This is a genomic window from Pontibacter sp. FD36 (assembly GCF_015686655.1).
GTDB lineage: Bacteria > Bacteroidota > Bacteroidia > Cytophagales > Hymenobacteraceae > Pontibacter.
Genome location: NZ_JADPMP010000010.1, coordinates 14,680 through 30,372, shown reverse-complemented (window position 1 = coordinate 30,372; position 15,693 = coordinate 14,680). Strand labels below are relative to the sequence as shown.

At 53.0% G+C, this 15,693-nt stretch carries 13 protein-coding genes; 7 read left to right on the top strand and 6 right to left on the bottom strand.

The window, feature by feature from the left end; genetic code table 11:
- Window positions 1–58: 58 nt before the first annotated feature.
- Entirely contained in the window at window positions 59–472 is a 414-nt protein-coding gene (locus I0P70_RS14825) for an STAS/SEC14 domain-containing protein (protein WP_196119447.1), read from the bottom strand.
- Window positions 473–547: 75 nt separating this feature from the next.
- On the bottom strand, window positions 548–2,983 hold the full coding sequence (locus I0P70_RS14820; RefSeq protein WP_196119445.1) for a zinc-dependent metalloprotease: 2,436 nt from the start codon (window positions 2,981–2,983) through the stop codon (window positions 548–550).
- A 191-nt stretch (window positions 2,984–3,174) separates the two neighbouring features.
- Between I0P70_RS14820 and I0P70_RS14815 the strand changes: the two genes are divergently transcribed.
- The 3 genes from I0P70_RS14815 to I0P70_RS14805 all read left to right on the top strand — a co-directional run bounded on the left by I0P70_RS14815 (window position 3,175) and on the right by I0P70_RS14805 (window position 5,840).
- Window positions 3,175–3,699 (top strand): c-type cytochrome, encoded by a 525-nt coding sequence (locus I0P70_RS14815; RefSeq protein ID WP_007660623.1) that lies wholly within the window; start codon window positions 3,175–3,177, stop codon window positions 3,697–3,699.
- An 84-nt stretch (window positions 3,700–3,783) separates the two neighbouring features.
- Entirely contained in the window at window positions 3,784–4,686 is a 903-nt protein-coding gene (locus tag I0P70_RS14810; RefSeq protein ID WP_196119443.1) for an SMP-30/gluconolactonase/LRE family protein, read from the top strand.
- A 110-nt stretch (window positions 4,687–4,796) separates the two neighbouring features.
- Entirely contained in the window at window positions 4,797–5,840 is a 1,044-nt protein-coding gene (locus I0P70_RS14805) for an NAD(P)-dependent alcohol dehydrogenase (RefSeq protein WP_196119441.1), read from the top strand.
- A gap of 211 nt (window positions 5,841–6,051) precedes the next feature.
- Here I0P70_RS14805 and I0P70_RS14800 read toward each other — a convergent pair whose 3' ends face one another.
- Genes I0P70_RS14800 through I0P70_RS14790 form a run of 3 tightly spaced genes read right to left on the bottom strand, consistent with a single transcriptional unit; the run spans window position 6,052 to window position 8,628 of the window.
- Entirely contained in the window at window positions 6,052–6,675 is a 624-nt protein-coding gene (locus tag I0P70_RS14800) for a hypothetical protein (protein WP_196119438.1), read from the bottom strand.
- Window positions 6,672–8,042 carry a TonB family protein gene (locus tag I0P70_RS14795; protein WP_196119437.1) on the bottom strand — a complete coding sequence of 457 codons (1,371 nt, stop codon included), beginning with the start codon at window positions 8,040–8,042 and terminating at the stop codon, window positions 6,672–6,674. Before I0P70_RS14795 ends, I0P70_RS14800 begins: the two co-directional genes overlap by 4 nt.
- Window positions 8,029–8,628 carry an RNA polymerase sigma factor gene (locus I0P70_RS14790; RefSeq protein ID WP_196119435.1) on the bottom strand — a complete coding sequence of 200 codons (600 nt, stop codon included), beginning with the start codon at window positions 8,626–8,628 and terminating at the stop codon, window positions 8,029–8,031. The genes I0P70_RS14795 and I0P70_RS14790 overlap by 14 nt, the downstream gene beginning before the upstream one ends.
- Window positions 8,629–8,727: 99 nt before the next feature.
- Here I0P70_RS14790 and I0P70_RS14785 point away from each other — a divergent pair, with 99 nt between their 5' ends.
- Window positions 8,728–10,599, top strand: a complete 1,872-nt coding sequence (locus I0P70_RS14785) for a VWA domain-containing protein (RefSeq protein ID WP_196119432.1) — start codon at window positions 8,728–8,730, stop codon at window positions 10,597–10,599.
- A gap of 93 nt (window positions 10,600–10,692) precedes the next feature.
- Here the strand turns inward: I0P70_RS14785 and I0P70_RS14780 are convergent, their stop codons facing one another.
- On the bottom strand, window positions 10,693–11,319 hold the full coding sequence (locus I0P70_RS14780; protein ID WP_196119430.1) for a bifunctional 2-polyprenyl-6-hydroxyphenol methylase/3-demethylubiquinol 3-O-methyltransferase UbiG: 627 nt from the start codon (window positions 11,317–11,319) through the stop codon (window positions 10,693–10,695).
- 121 nt (window positions 11,320–11,440) lie between these two features.
- Here I0P70_RS14780 and hutU point away from each other — a divergent pair, with 121 nt between their 5' ends.
- The 3 genes from hutU to hutG all read left to right on the top strand — a co-directional run bounded on the left by hutU (window position 11,441) and on the right by hutG (window position 15,626).
- Window positions 11,441–13,153 (top strand): urocanate hydratase, encoded by a 1,713-nt coding sequence (gene hutU, locus I0P70_RS14775; RefSeq protein ID WP_196119428.1) that lies wholly within the window; start codon window positions 11,441–11,443, stop codon window positions 13,151–13,153.
- 170 nt (window positions 13,154–13,323) lie between these two features.
- Window positions 13,324–14,568 (top strand): imidazolonepropionase, encoded by a 1,245-nt coding sequence (gene hutI, locus I0P70_RS14770; RefSeq protein WP_196119426.1) that lies wholly within the window; start codon window positions 13,324–13,326, stop codon window positions 14,566–14,568.
- 83 nt (window positions 14,569–14,651) lie between these two features.
- On the top strand, window positions 14,652–15,626 hold the full coding sequence (gene hutG, locus I0P70_RS14765) for a formimidoylglutamase (protein ID WP_196119423.1): 975 nt from the start codon (window positions 14,652–14,654) through the stop codon (window positions 15,624–15,626).
- The last annotated feature ends 67 nt before the right edge of the window (window positions 15,627–15,693 follow it).

Sequence of the window (15,693 nt, the reverse complement as noted above, 5' to 3'; positions counted from 1 at the left end):
ACCCCGTCTGTAGCAGGTGTACCTACCGCAGACGGGGTTTTATGTCAACAAGGGCTGCTTATTTTTTAAGAGAATACTGTTGGAGCCATTCCTCTGCGGAATTCTTGTCATCAAATACCTTTGCCGTGAAAGCTTTCAGATTATTGTAAAAGCTGGCGGCAGTTGATTCAGCAAAGGTTTCCGGAGTAGTGATCATGGCAAAATACTTCAGTCCGGCCCTGGCGGCACGAGGGCTCCATTCATTGAGTACCCAGCTGAGGGAGTGGGCCCATCCGCCAATGATCAGCCGTGTGTCATTCAGAACGCAGTTGTAACCAGCCTCGGCCAGTGCATCAGTGTAAGCTTGAGCGCCGGTCTTGATATTCTCCTCTGTTAGATAACCCATCCAGTTTACATGCACCCATCTGTTCTTGGCGTTTACCTCTATGGTAAGGTATACGCGGCCAAACGGGTTCTTCAATTCTTTCTTCATTGCTCAAGCTAAAATGTCCGACTTCAAATTTATCTTAAAGCGGACAGATTTTCCAAACTTTTGGTCCTGCTAAGGCTATTTACAACCAAATACGCCGTCCCCAATAGGGGCGCCAGGAGGCAGGTTGAGCTGTTTGGTTGGTTTTACTTCCTCAGGCTTCTCCATACGGGCCAGCGCGAAATCCAGATGTGCTTTGTAGCCCGTGTCTCGTGTGCGTTTGGCCTGACTGGTGGCATGCTGCTTAATGTCGGCCAGTGCGCTGGCGGCAACGGCACGTGCCTGGTACGAGGCGTTCTCGTTCTGTGTCAGGGCTAGCAGGTGGCTCAGTACCACTTGTTCGGTTTGCAGTTGTACCTGGCCAGCCAGTCCGTTCTGGCGTCTGCTTTTCCAGGTTTGCCCGATCAGCTGATTGGTGACATCCTGCAGGCTGAGAGTGTTATGACGTGCGCCAAACTCCACCAGGCGGGAGGCACGCTCCGGGTGCAGCAGGAAAGAAATAGAGAATTCAGCAGAGGCCTGCGCTGCTGCCAGTGGATCAAAAGTGAGCCCGGTTCTTTTTGAGAAGAGCTCACGGTTATTACCCAGGCCCGGCGCACGGGGCGGGATCAGGGCGATGACGTTCTCTGGCAGGGTAAGCACTTCTGGCGAAATCGTCTGAAGCATGGCATCGAGGCCCTTTTGCTGCTCTCTTTTGTCAAGCACTTCGGTTACCAGCTGCTTATCGCCACGCATGGCATAGGTATAGCGCATGCCCCCGATCAGCTTGGCAGCCGCTTCGGTCTGGTAGCGGTGGAAATTGTAAATGGGTACCAGCACATCTTCCAGCGTACTCATGGCAGCACCTGGTTTAATGTTCTTTTCAGAGAAATTTTGCAGGGCCTTTTTGCGAACATCAAGCACACGCATCAGCTCATCCGCTGCATTGGTGCCGTTGTCCCACAGGTGGGCAGTCGGGTGGGCGCCACCGGGAGCGCGGGCATCCGTGTCAGATATAAAGGTAAGTCCGCGGGCTCGGCCCTGTGCCAGCAGCTCATCCAGTGCTTTCTTTTCGTCGGTGCCCTTCGGGAAGTCCTGGTAGCCAAAGGTCACGGCCAGTTTGTCCCACTCACCTATACTAGTACCATAGGCATTGCTGATGTTGATGTTGCCGGCTCTGTTCAGCTGTACCTGCGGGTGTGGGTAGTCCATCACGGAGGCATTGTTGTTGGCGTCGTAGTTGTGCATGATGCCCAGGGTATGACCCAGTTCGTGCGCTGACAGTTGTCTGATACGGGCGAGCGCCATTTCCATCATCGCCTTGTTTTCGGTCTTGCCGGCCTCGTAGGGCGCCAGCAGTCCTTCTGCGATCAGGTAGTCCTGCCGCACGCGCAAAGAACCCAGCGACACATGGCCTTTGATGATCTCACCGGTGCGCGGGTCCATCACAGAAGCGCCATAAGACCAACCGCGGGTGCTGCGGTGTACCCACTGGATCATGTTGTAGCGCACATCCATCGGGTCAGCTGTATCGGGCAGCACCTCTACCCGAAAGGCATCTTTATAACCAGCCGCCTCAAAAGCCTGGTTCCACCAGCGGGCACCGTCCAGCAGGGCGGATCGGATCGGCTCCGGAGCCCCATTGTCCACGTAATACACGATTGGCTTCACAGCTTCAGATACCTTGGCAGAAGGGTTCTTCTTCTGCAGACGATGACGGGCAATGTAGCGCTTCTCGATTTTTTCGTTGACAGGTGTGGCGTAGTCGAAATAGGAGATACCGAAATAGCCGGCTCGCGGATCAGCTTCACGCGGCGTGTAATTATTGTCAGGCAGCTCGATGAAGGAGTGGTGCTGACGCAGCGTAACTGCTTGTTCGTCGGGAGCGACGCTGCGCACAATAAAGCCGCCATTATCGCTTGTGAAAGTGAGCGTTGACTCAAACTCAGTGTTCTTTGGAAAGTTTTTGGTGCGTGGCAGGTATAGCGCCGAGCGACTGGCGTCGAGGCGATAGGTGCCCTGATTGGATCGTTTTATGCTGCCGATCACATCGTGCGCATCGCGCAGCAGAAAGTCTGTGGCATCTACCAGCACCCGATACCCGTCCGCAGCCTCGGCCTTAAATCCCCAGAGCACAGACTGGGCGAAAGACTCTTCCACAGCGCGGGCTTCATTTTGATTATCCGTAATGGCTCTGTAGCGCAGGTTTGGCTGCACGAGCAGTACCTTCGGACCGATCTTTTTGAAGGACACAATGCGTTGGCCGCCCAACTGACCGCGATCGAGGCCAATGTCGTTAGAGCCGAGTCCGCCTGGCAGCGAGTTCACGTACAGAAAATCCTGTCCGAACTTATCGATCTCGAGCCAGATCTTACCGTTGTTTTCGTCCCAATAGAAGGTATAGAAACCGGAGAATTTTTTCATCCCTGCAGTTTTGGAACTGATGCTGGGGAGGTTCTGTGCCTGGGCGCTGCCAAAGGCCAGCAGCGGAAGCAGAAGAAGGAGCAGAAGCCCGTTTTTAAGAGTTAATTTCATGGTTTAAGGTATAGAATAAGATAGGGTATGCAGGCTTAAGTTACGCATTTTGAACATAGAATCCTGAAAATATAGCTTAAACTGAATTGAATGGGAGGCTGCTTTAAATCTGAAAACCTTAAGCGCTCAGGAGAGTACATATTCTCTGAGCGCTCTCAGAGCACGATTTAGAACAAACAAAACCTTGCACTATGAAAAAGATACTGATGGCTATTTCGGCCTTTGCGCTGCTGACAGCCTGCGGCAATGAGCAGAAATCGGAGTATGAACGCTACTATGACAGTGACTACCAGCCTGACACCACGGCAGTGGCTTCCCGTCCGCAACCGCCACGCCCTGCTACCACACCACCTGCAGGAGGAGCCACCCAGGATGTACAGACCACACCGGCCGGCACCGAGACTGGTCCGGGAGCAACGGAGGGAGCTGCCCAGCAAAAAGAAGCGCTGGCCGGACAGTACGCCAAAGGGGAGAAGCTGATCGCTGGTTCTGACTGCCTTGCCTGTCACAAAGTGGACCAGAAAGTAGTAGGCCCGTCATACCAGGAAGTAGCCGAGAAATACGAATTCAATGACAAAAACGTAACTTATTTATCGAGTAAAATCATTCAGGGCGGATCCGGAGCATGGGGACAGATCCCAATGCCGCCGCACCCGAACATAAGCGAAGCCGATGCCAAGGAGATGGCTCGTTACATCCTGTCACTTCGCCAATAGCATGATCCCGAAAGCTGTCCTCCGGTACCCACACAGGTATGGGGACAGCTTTTTTTATACCTCAACCACAGCAAGCCAACACACATGAGCAGAGCCAAAAATTACAGTGAACTGGAAGCGGAACTGGTGCTCGACGCCAAGGCCACGCTTGGAGAGGGAGCCATCTGGCATCCGGCTGAGAAGCGACTTTACTGGGTGGATATAGAAGGCCGCGAACTGCACCTCTTTGACCCCACTACAGACGAAGACACCGTCTGGCCGGTAGGTGAGCGGGCTGGTACGGTGGTACCGATCGTAAATGGCGGCGCATTGGTTGCCCTGCAGAATGGCGTCCATTTTATCAACACTGAAACCGGCGAGCTGACCCTGGTGGCCAATCCGCTGGAACAGGACGATATCCGGTTCAATGACGGAAAATGTGATCCAGCTGGCAGGTTTTGGGTGGGCACCATGGCACTGGACTCGCGTGAAGGGGCTGCGGTGCTTTACCGCATGGAACATGACGGGCAGATCGCACAGGTGCTGGACAATCTGAGCGTTTCAAACGGACTGGTCTGGACGGCAGACAAAAGTCGCATGTACTTCATTGACACGCCGACCCGCAAGGTGCAGTCTTTCTCTTACGACCACGATACAGGCACTATTCAGAAAGAGCGGGATGTGATAGCTATACCGGAGCATGAAGGAAAGCCGGATGGGATGACTATTGATGATAGAGGAAGGCTTTGGATTGCGCTCTACGGCGGTGGCGGTGTGGGCTGCTGGGACCCGGAAACAGGGGAGTTACTCCTCAAAGTAAAAGTGCCTGCACCGCACACTACTTCCTGCGCTTTCGGTGGTGAGCGGCTGGATACACTCTACATCACCACCGCCCGCAACGGCCTGGATAATGATCAGCTGCACGAATTTCCGAAGAGCGGCGGTATATTTGCCCTGAAACCTGATGCCAAAGGGGTGCCTGCAAACTTTTTCCTGAGTCGCCTGTAAGCTTTAAGTCACATTTCCGGTGCCATGAATCAGTCCCTGTACGGTCGAAATTTTCTTTGGACGAGGTGCCAAACTAAACTTACTATTAATTCTTAAATCTTAATTAAACTATGATTTCAGCTAAAGCTTATGCCGCATTCGATCCTACCAGTCCGCTTGGGCCCTTCAGCCTGGAGCGCCGCGAGGTGGGGGAGCATGACGTGCTGATCGATATCAAATACTGCGGCGTGTGCCACTCTGACCTGCACCAGGTCCGCAACGAATGGAGCGGGGCCATGTACCCGCTGGTACCCGGTCACGAGATCGTGGGAGTGGTGAGCAAGGTAGGATCTGCTGTGAAGAAATTCAAGGAAGGCGACCTGGCCGGTGTCGGCTGTTTCGTCGACTCTTGCCGCGAGTGCCACAGCTGCAAGGAAGGCTTGGAGCAGTACTGCGAAGTGCAGAATGTGGGCACCTACAACAGCTTTGAGCGAGACGGGAAGACGATCACCTATGGTGGCTACTCCAGCCAGATCGTGGTAGACGAGAATTATACTCTGAAGGTACCTGAAAACCTGGACCTGGCCCGTACTGCGCCTTTGCTTTGCGCCGGTATCACTACCTATTCGCCTATCATGCAGTGGAAGATAGGAGAGGGGCACCGCGTAGGTATAGTCGGCCTTGGAGGGCTCGGTCACATGGCTGTGAAAATTGCCGCTGCCAAAGGTGCCGACGTGACGGTGCTGAGCACATCGCCCAACAAGAAACAGGATGCACTGGACCTGGGCGCCCACAACTTTGCCGTCACCAAAGACGAGGCTACCCTCAAGCAGCTGCGCAATTCCTTCGATTTCATCATCGACACGGTGTCGGCCCCGCACGACTACAACCTATACCTGTCTATGCTGAAACGTGACGGCACCATGATCCTGCTGGGAGCGCCGCCGGAGCCTTCTACCGTAGCAGGCTTCAGCCTGATCGCCCGGCGCAAACGCCTGGCTGGCTCTATGATCGGCGGTATACCAGAGACACAGGAAATGCTGGACTTCTGCGCCGAGCACAACATCATGTCCGATATCGAGCTGATTAAAATGGAAGACATCAATGAGGCCTATGAACGCATGCTCCGCAGCGATGTGAAGTATCGTTTTGTGATCGATATGGCGAGTTTGTAAACCTAGCTTGGGCATTAATTTAATAGAGCCAAGGCTTAAGTGTATAGCGCGAGCGTCCTCGCTCGTGAATATTATGGTGAGGCCTCTGGCCGCTATTTATTATAAAACTGGGCCAGAGGCCCCATGATAGCAAGTCACGAGCGAGGACGTTCGCGCCATAAAGTCATAAAAAAATCCCCTTCAACTTATAGAAGGGGATTTTTTTATGACTTTATGATTCCTTCAACTCCCGCTGTAAATTGGCTCTGGCTTTTTCCTCAAATGCCTCCTGGAAAGCTGGTGTTTTGTAGATGTGTGGTTGCGCCAAAAAATGCTGCAGCACCTTGCGTCTGCCCGGCTTGTAAATCAGGTCAGGATAGATACTGTACTCTTTCCGCACTCCTTCGCTATACCTGTCATAGCGCTCCTGGTCTGCTCCCAGTATGGCAAGATCCAGGTCGAGTAACAGGTTGGTCTGATAATCTGCATTTGTCTGATGTGCTTTGGTAGCGATGATCATTTCTTTCACATGCAGTATGTCAGCCTCAGGTATACCAAGCAGGTGCAGGCGCTGTGCGGCGATTACGGCACTCTGCTCTTCATTGTCAGAGCGGGTCGCCTTGTACACGATATCGTGGTAAAAAATGGCGAAGAGCAAAAGGTCCTGCTGCTGCGGCTCCTGCTTATACCTGTCGGCCAATTCGAGCATGTAGGCGATGTGGGCGAGGTTGTGGTAGTGCCTGTCTTTAGCTGTGTAGCCCTTTTCCAGTTCATCCCACAGCTGCCTGATTAACTCCTCGTCAGAGCTATACCTGCGGCAAAGTGCTTCCCATGCTGATTTCACCAGGTCTTTCATTTTTTTGATTTTTCAGGTCTGAAGCGCACGACGATCCTTACCCGCTGCTCTATTTTATGCCCATCCTGCGTCGCCGGTTGCCATTTCGGTCCCTGTGCTACGAGTCGCATCGCTTCGTTGTCGCAGGGCTCACAAAGTCCGCGCACTATTTCCAGATTTTCCAGCGTGCCACTTGTCGTTACCGTTGCCCGTACCACCACACGACCTTTTGGCATGTCTGAGGTATAGCGCAGGTTTTCAGCTAAATACTGTCGGTAGGCTTTATGCCCTGCAGCTGGTTTGGCAGCCACTACAGGAGCTGAGTTAGACGTGTGTTGACGGGTCACGACAACCTCACTCAAAGCTTTATTGTCAACCTGTAGATCCAACGTGATCGGATCAGTACCTGCATATACTCCCTTTTCTCTGGTTTGATAACCGATGTATCGGAGTACCAGTGTCGCTTTTTCATCCGGCAAGGTTAGCACGAAATTACCCTGTGCATCAGTCGCTACACCTTGTGTAGTCCCTTTCACTACGACCGATACACCCGGCAGGGGATTACCATCTTGATCGATCACTTGGCCCTGCACCTGATTCGGGCCAAGTTGTTTGTTGCGCTGTACCTGCACGCCTGCTACTTGTCCTCGCAGTGCCTTGGCCACGGTGGTGCTTTCCGGCATCATGGTGTTGCGCTGCGGGGGTGGTGGTACCGTCACTTCAGCCAGTTGTTTTTCAGGTTGCGCAGTTACGATGCGTTCAGGTATAGATTCTGTCAGATCAGCCACATCAATTTCAACGTCCACCTCTTCCAGGTCATCAACTGCGAAAGCTTCTTCCCGGGTAGGTGGGCTTTTACGTGCCCGAGGTGTACGGAACGTTCTCGGTTGCTGGACAGCGGCTAGCTGGTTAGGACGCACCATGTCCGGTTTGGCATCTGCTATGGTTTCAGGTGTAGCAGGTACCTCGGTTTTTTCACCCAGATCCATGGCTTCCTGAATTGCCTTCTCCTGCTGGGCGGCTATACCTTGCTGTTCGCTTACCTGCTGGTAGTTGTAGTAAAACACCACAATGGTGGAGAGCAGCACCATGGCCACCGCAGCGGCTACTTTCCAGTCGGTCAGGTATAGCGGAACTGGCTTGCGCTTCTGCCGGCGGCTTTTGGCAGCAATGCGTCGGTTGATGTCCCGCACATGGCTTTCGGTTTGGGCAGCATCCGACACAGCCAGCCCCTCCAGCACATCAGAGCACAGGTCGCAGTCCAGAAGATGGCGCTCCAACTGGTGGTGAAGGGCTTCGGGCAACGTGCCTTCCTGGTACTGCTCCAGCAGTTCCACGGAAGGGTGGTCACCCCCGTCCCAAAGTATATGTCGCTTATCTGGCTGCATGGTTTTTCTCCATGATGATTTTCAGGTTTCGCTTTCCGTTCTGGATGTAGCTTTTCACTTTATTCAGATCGCAGCCCGTGAGGGTGCTGATCTCTTTGTAACTCTTTTGCTGCAGGTAAAACAGCTCGACGCACTCCCGCTGCTGCGGAGGCAACTCTTTCAAAGCCGCGTGCAAAGCCTGTTCCATTTTCTCTGACTCTTCTGCGTCGTTAGGATGCAGTGGCTCCGTGTTTTCCATAACAGGCGGGGCATTATCTGAGAGCGGCACGGTGCTTTTGTGTTTGTTGGCCCGCAGTTGCATCAGGCAAAAGTTCCGGGCGGTCACGTGAAGCCAACTCTTGAAATTGCTGACCTCGTGCTGCAGCAATGCTTTTGAAACGTGCTCAAACAGCTGCATGGTGGCGTCTTTGCTTTCCTCCGGGTCCTGCAGGTATTTCTGGCAGACCAGGTATACCAGCTTGGAGTGGCGCTGAAATAATTCCCCCAGATGCTCCAGGTCACCTGTCTCCTTATACAAGCGCACCAGCTCCGCATCGTCGGGCGGCGGCTTGGCGTTGGTGAAGAGCTTGATGAAGAAAGGGAGCATGTACCGGAATTGATTTTCTAAAGAAAAGAAAAATATTCTGAAATTTTTATGGAAAGCCTGTGGAGGTGGCATCATGACGTAAACCAAAACATAATAGCCATGAAAAAGAACCTCTTCCTGCTTTTCGCCCTGCTGCTGTTCGGGCTGACTGCAACCGCTCAAAGCCGCACCATCACCGGCACCGTGACCGACGCCAATGCTGGAAATCCACTGCCCGGTGTGAGCATCCTGATCAAGGGAACCACCAAGGGTGCATCCACCGACCAACATGGGAAGTATAGCCTGTCTATACCTAATGATAATGCTGTGCTCGTGTTTCGCTACATCGGCTACATGACACAGGAAATAAAGGTAGGCAAGCGGGAAGTAGTGGATGTGAAACTGCAGGTAGATACACATACATTACATGAAGTGGTTGTGGTGGAACAAAGCTTATCCCGGGCAATTGCAGGGAAGGTAGCGGGTGTTTTCTCAGGAAGAAACAGGGCCGAGAACATGTCTTATGCCGCTGCGCCTGTTTTCGATGCAGAGCCTTTCTCGCACAATACCGAAAACTATGACTTCATCAAAGAGAACTCTTTCCTGGACGCCCAGAAAAATCCCCTTTCTACTTTCTCCATCGACGTAGATAATGCCTCTTACAGCAATGTGCGCCGCTTCCTGAATCAGGGCCAACGTCCGCCCGCCGACGCCGTGCGCATCGAAGAGATGGTCAATTACTTCAACTACGATTACCCGCAGCCAAGCGGGGATGCGCCTTTCTCTGTTACGACTGAATTGTCAGCTTGCCCATGGAACAAGGCTAACCAACTGCTGCACATCGGTCTGCAAGGCAAGCGTGTCGCCACGGATCAGCTGCCGCCCTCCAATCTGGTGTTCCTGATCGACGTGTCTGGTTCGATGTTCTCGCCCGATAAGTTGCCCCTCGTGAAAGCCGGTCTGAAGTTGCTGGTGGAAGAGCTTCGTCCGCAGGATCGGGTATCTATGGTGGTCTATGCCGGAGCTGCCGGGTTGGTGCTGCCTTCCACCTCCGGAAAAGAGAAAAAGAAGATCATCACGGCTTTGGATCAGCTCGAAGCGGGCGGTTCTACGGCCGGTGGCGCAGGTATAAACCTGGCCTATAAAGTAGCAGAGGAAAACTTTGTGAAAGGCGGTAACAACCGCGTGATTTTGGCATCGGACGGTGACTTTAACGTGGGCGTGAGCAGCGACAGCGAACTACAACGCCTGATCGAAAAGAAGCGCGAAACAGGCGTATTCCTGACTGTGCTGGGCTTTGGCACCGGCAATCTGAAAGACTCCCGCATGGAGCAATTGGCCAATAAGGGCAATGGAAATTACGCCTACATCGATAACATTAGGGAAGCGCAGAAGGTGTTTGTCAACGAATTCGGCGGCACCCTCTTTACCATCGCCAAAGATGTGAAACTGCAGCTCGAGTTCAACCCTGCTAAAGTAAAAGCCTACCGTCTGATCGGTTATGAAAACCGCGCACTGGCCAACGAGGAGTTTAACGACGACAAGAAAGACGCCGGTGACATAGGTTCCGGCCATACTGTAACTGCACTGTATGAAATTGTGCCGGTAGGGGCTTCGTCTGAATCGCAGGCGGGACTTGTGGATGAACTGAAATATCAGAAAACAACTGTCGATCCGAAAGCAAAACGTACCGACGAAATGCTCACAATGAAGCTACGCTACAAAGAGCCGGATGGCGAGACAAGCAGGTTGATGACCACGACGGTCAGCAGTCAAGCTATACCTTCCGCTCAGACGTCCGACAACTTCCGTTTCTCAGCCGCAGTGGCTGCCTGCGGCATGCTGCTCCGTGATTCAGAGTTTAAAGGTAATGCCTCGTTCCCTATGGTATTGGAATTGGCGAAGAATGCCCGAGGCAAGGATGAAGAGGGGTATCGAATTGAGTTTATCAATTTAGTGAAGTCTATGGGGTTGTTAAGTGATGGGAGGTAATTAATAAGTATTCTGAAGAGGAGGGAGTTCGCTACTCCTTCCTCTTTTTTGTAGATACATATGGCGCGGACGTTAAATCCTGTAAATCCTGATTCAGACAATTTTCCGCACCACCCACGTTGTCATCGCCCGTTCCTGCTCTACCAGCACCGTCTTTAACGGTTCCAAACGCCCGGCTCCTAATTCCTGTTCCACTTCAATCACCAGCTCTTCATCCGCCAGAAACCAAACCGGACCGTGGGACATCCGGTAAAACCGGCCCTCCACCTGCTGCAACTTCCCTTCCAGCCCGATAGTAGTGCTGAAGCGGGCGAAGAGCATACCGCCTGGTTTGAGTACCCGCCACAACTCCCGTAGGATGCTTTTGAAATGTTCCTCGCTTCGGGCGAAGTGCAGCACGGCACTGCAGAGCACTACGTCAAATCTTTTATTCTCAAACGGCAGCGCATCCAGATCAGCTACTACAAAGTTGCGGGTAGGTAGGGTAGGAGCCAGTTCGGATGCCAGCTCTCGCGTTTTCCCGATCGCTTCTGCCGAAATATCAGCCCCGTATATCTCCACGCCGGCCTGCATCAGGTAGGCAATGTTTCGCCCAGTTCCGCAACCGGCGTCGAGCAGGTGCATGCCTTTTTGGATACGGCCTTTGAGCAACTGGTCGAAGAGGTAGATGTCGATGTCGCCAAAGTGGGGACGTAGGGAGGAGAGCGGGATATGAAACATGTTGATTATTGTTGATACATTGGTGTGACAAAGGTCAGGAGGCTGAAATTAAGCATGATTTTTCTATCCTTTCTGCTCTTTTTTTAAGAATATTGAACAGGATTTTACGAACGAATGAACTATGAATAACGCCACAGCAACTGAATCTGTGAAACGCTCTAATCTCTCTGTGAGCGAGTTTATCCAGAAATACGCCAACCATCCGACTTACACTCCGCCGACCGGACCGGAACTGAATGCCAAAAACTGGCAGAGTGAAGCGGCACTGCGCATGTTCCTCAACAACCTCACCGACGAGGTGGCGGAGGACCCGAGCCGACTGGTAGTATACGGTGGTATCGGGCAGGCGGCTCGCACCGTGGCCGATGCTCAGAAGATCATCGAGGTATTGCTGAACCTGGAAGAAGACGAGAGTTTGCTGGTACAATCCGGTAAGCCAGTGGGCAAGGTGCGCACGCATGCCGAGGCGCCGCGTGTACTGATCGCCAACTCCAACCTGGTACCGCATTGGGCAACGTGGGAGCATTTCAACGAACTGCGTGAACGTGGTCTGATGATGTACGGCCAGATGACGGCCGGTAGCTGGATCTACATCGGTACGCAGGGTATCCTGCAGGGTACCTACGAGACCTTCGCAGCCTGCGGCAGAATCCACTTCAACGACGACCTGCGCCACAAACTGCTTGTAACGGGCGGACTTGGCGGTATGGGCGGTGCGCAGCCATTAGCAGCCACCATCGCAGGTGCTACTTTCTTAGGTGTGGATGTGGACCCGGAGCGTATCAAAAAACGCCTCGAAACCCGCTACATCGACAAAATGACTTACGACTACGAAGAGGCCAAACGCTGGGCCCTCGAAGCCAAAGAAAAGGGCGAGGCGATCTCTATTGGTCTGGTAGGCGACATCGGCGATGTGCTGGAGAAACTGATTCAGGATAACATCACCCCGGAAATCCTCACCGACCAGACTTCTGCCCACGACCCGATCAACGGCTACGTGCCGAACGGTTTGACGCTGGAAGAAGCGAAGGAGCTGCGTGAGCGTGATCCAAAAGAATACAAAGCCCGCTCACTCAAGAGTATGGCCCGTCACGTAGGCTTTATGTTGGAGCTGCAGCGTCGCGGCAGCCGTACCTTTGACTATGGCAACAACCTACGCGAGTTTGCACAGCAGGGTGGTGAACCGAATGCCTTCAATATACCGGGCTTCGTGCCGGAGTATATGCGTCCGCTTTTCTGCGAAGGCAAAGGACCTTTCCGTTGGGCTGCTCTTTCAGGCGATCCGGAGGATATCCGCGTGACAGACGAGGCCCTGAAACAACTTTTCCCGGAGAACACGCACATGATCAAGTGGCTCGACGAAGCCGAGGAGAAAGTGGCTTTCCAGGGGTTACCTTGCCGCATTTGCTGGCTGGGTATGGGTGAGCGCGAAAAAGCCGGACTCATGTTCAACCAACTCGTGCGCGAGGGCAAAGTGAAAGCCCCAATTGTGATCGGTCGTGACCACCTCGACTGCGGCTCTGTAGCCTCTCCATACCGCGAAACCGAAGGTATGCTCGACGGCTCCGATGCCGTATCGGACTGGCCACTGCTCAACCTGATGTCCAACACGGCGGGCGGTGCTACTTGGGTATCTTTCCACCACGGTGGCGGCGTAGGTATAGGCTATTCGCAGCATGCCGGTATGGTGATTCTGGCTGACGGTACCGAGCGTGCCGACCGCTGCCTGAGCCGTGTGCTGCATAACGACCCCGCCATGGGCATCTTCCGCCACGCCGACGCCGGTTACGAAACCGCACAGGCCAATGCGGAGAAGTTTGGCTTGAACTTGTAATACTATTCTTGCCCTCTCCTAATAACAGGTAAGGGCATTTTTTCTTATCATTTCCTATACCTGAGGAGCAAGCTTTCTTGAGCATCAATTTCGATTCCACCTTTTCAAATTCGCTTTATCACGTTTGAAATGAAGGCTTGAGCAGGTATAATAAACAACAGATTAAAACTATGAAACAGGATCATAATCATACCTTGATTGGGCCTTTTAAACAGGTAGTGACCATGGCTGGGCTACCGGAAGCGGGGCCAATTGCTGATGAGGCATTAGTGGTGCTCGAAAATGCAGGGGTGTTGGTGTATGATGGGTATATTGTACTGGTAGAGCAATACGATAAGCTTTTGAAAATTGCGCAGGAGAAGGGCTATACCTTACAAAAAATAACTGAGCCCATGGTGCTCTTGCCGGGTCTGGTCGACTCCCATACCCATATCTGCTTTGCCGGTTCACGTGCCAATGACTACGCCATGCGGGTGGCCGGCAAATCATATTTGGAGATAGCCCGAAGCGGAGGCGGTATACTCGACAGCGTACGCAAAACCCGTGAAGCCAGTGTAGTCGAACTGGTGGAACTGCTCAAAAAGCGCTGCAACCGCCACTTGTCAGAAGGAGTGACTACCTGTGAAGTGAAGAGCGGTTATGGCCTGACTACCGAAGAAGAGATCAAAATGCTGGAGGCGATTCAGCTGGTCAATAAGCACCATGCATTGGAGCTTATACCTACTTGTTTGGCAGCCCACATGCGTCCGCCTGAGCACACGGATTCGCGGCTTTACCTGCAGGAAGTCGTAAGCGAATTGCTACCCCAGATCAAAGAGCAGGGCTTGGCGAAACGGGTCGATATTTTTATTGAGGATACCGCTTTCAACGAGGAGGATTCGATGGAGTATCTGCTGGCCGCTAAAGAGATGGGCTTTGACCTAACTGTGCATGCCGACCAGTTCAGCACGGGCGGAAGCCGGATTGCCGCCGAAGTAGGAGCCCTGAGCGCCGACCATCTTGAGGCCAGTGGAGATGAGGAGATCGCCCTGATGCAAGCTGCAGGTGTAGTGGCTACTGTGCTGCCGGGTGCATCGCTGGGTTTGGGCATGCACTACGCTCCGGCCCGTAAAATGCTCGACGGCGGTCTATGTATGGCGATCGCCACTGATTGGAATCCAGGTTCTGCGCCGATGGGTGATTTGCTGTTGCAGGCTGCCCTGCTGGGAGCCGCTGAGAAACTGACTTGTGCCGAGACGCTGGCCGGCATCACGGTTCGGGCTGCAAAAGCACTTAACCTGACTGACCGCGGAACAATTGAGAAAGGCAAGCAGGCTGATTTGATCGCTTTCCCAATAGACAATTACAGAGAAATCCTCTACCAGCAAGGCAAACTTAAACCAAGCAAGGTATGGAAGCAGGGTAGGGAGGTATAAAAGGTAAGTGAAAATTTCTTCCTATGAAAACACATCCCTGTCCCTGATAACAAATTAACCATCAACAATTCAGCAATTAACGAATGTATAAACCTACAGAACCCGGCACCTGGAAAGGAAGAGTTGACGCAACAGATGGTGAGGAAGGCAAGCGCTGGCACCAGGGAATACAACTCCTCAACCTGAGTGGTGAAGTCGAGTCTGCTTCGTCAGATCAGGCAATCGCTTTTCTTGGTTTTCCCTGCGACGAAGGCGTGCGGCGTAACCAGGGGAGAGAAGGGGCTGTAGCGGGTCCGGCCGCTTTGCGGCAGGCCATGGCGTCATTTGCCTGGCATCTGGAGGATGACACTGCCCTGTTTGATGCAGGTGATGTGTACTGCACCAATCAGAACCTGGAGGAAGCACAGAAACAGCTGGGCAAAAAGGTGCACGCCCTGCTTGCCCATACCTACAAAACCATCGTGTTGGGCGGTGGGCACGAAACAGCCTATGGACATTATCTGGGTATAAAGCAGTTGCTGCCGCAGGATAAGCAGCTTGGAATCATCAACTTCGACGCTCACTTTGACCTGCGCAGCTACGAAAAACAACCCAGCTCGGGCTCTCCTTTTCTGCAGATAGCCGACGACCTGCTGGCCGATAACCGGGAGTTCAATTACCTGTGCCTGGGTATCCAGCAGTATGGCAACACCCAGAAGCTCTTCAACACAGCCAAAGACTATGGTGCTGATTACGTGTTTGCGCCCGCTATGCAGGTATACAACTATGAAGCCCTGCGAGAGAAATTGCAGCAGTTCATGGCGCTGGTGGATGTGCTCTATGTGAGCATCGATCTGGATGTGTTTGCAGCTGCCTACGCACCAGCTGTGAGTGCGCCAGCCGCGCTGGGTATTCACCCGGAAATCGCGCTGATACTGCTGCAGGAGATCATCAGTAGCGGCAAAATGCTGGCTTTGGATGTGGTGGAACTGAACCCGGCGCTGGACATCGATAACCGAACGGCAAAACTCGGCGCTTCGCTGCTATACCATGTGGTGCAGCAGTGGAGTCAGGTATAAGATGCTGTCACTTTATAAAGTAAACGAATGCGCCCCGCCACATAATCTGTAGCGGGGCGCATTCGTA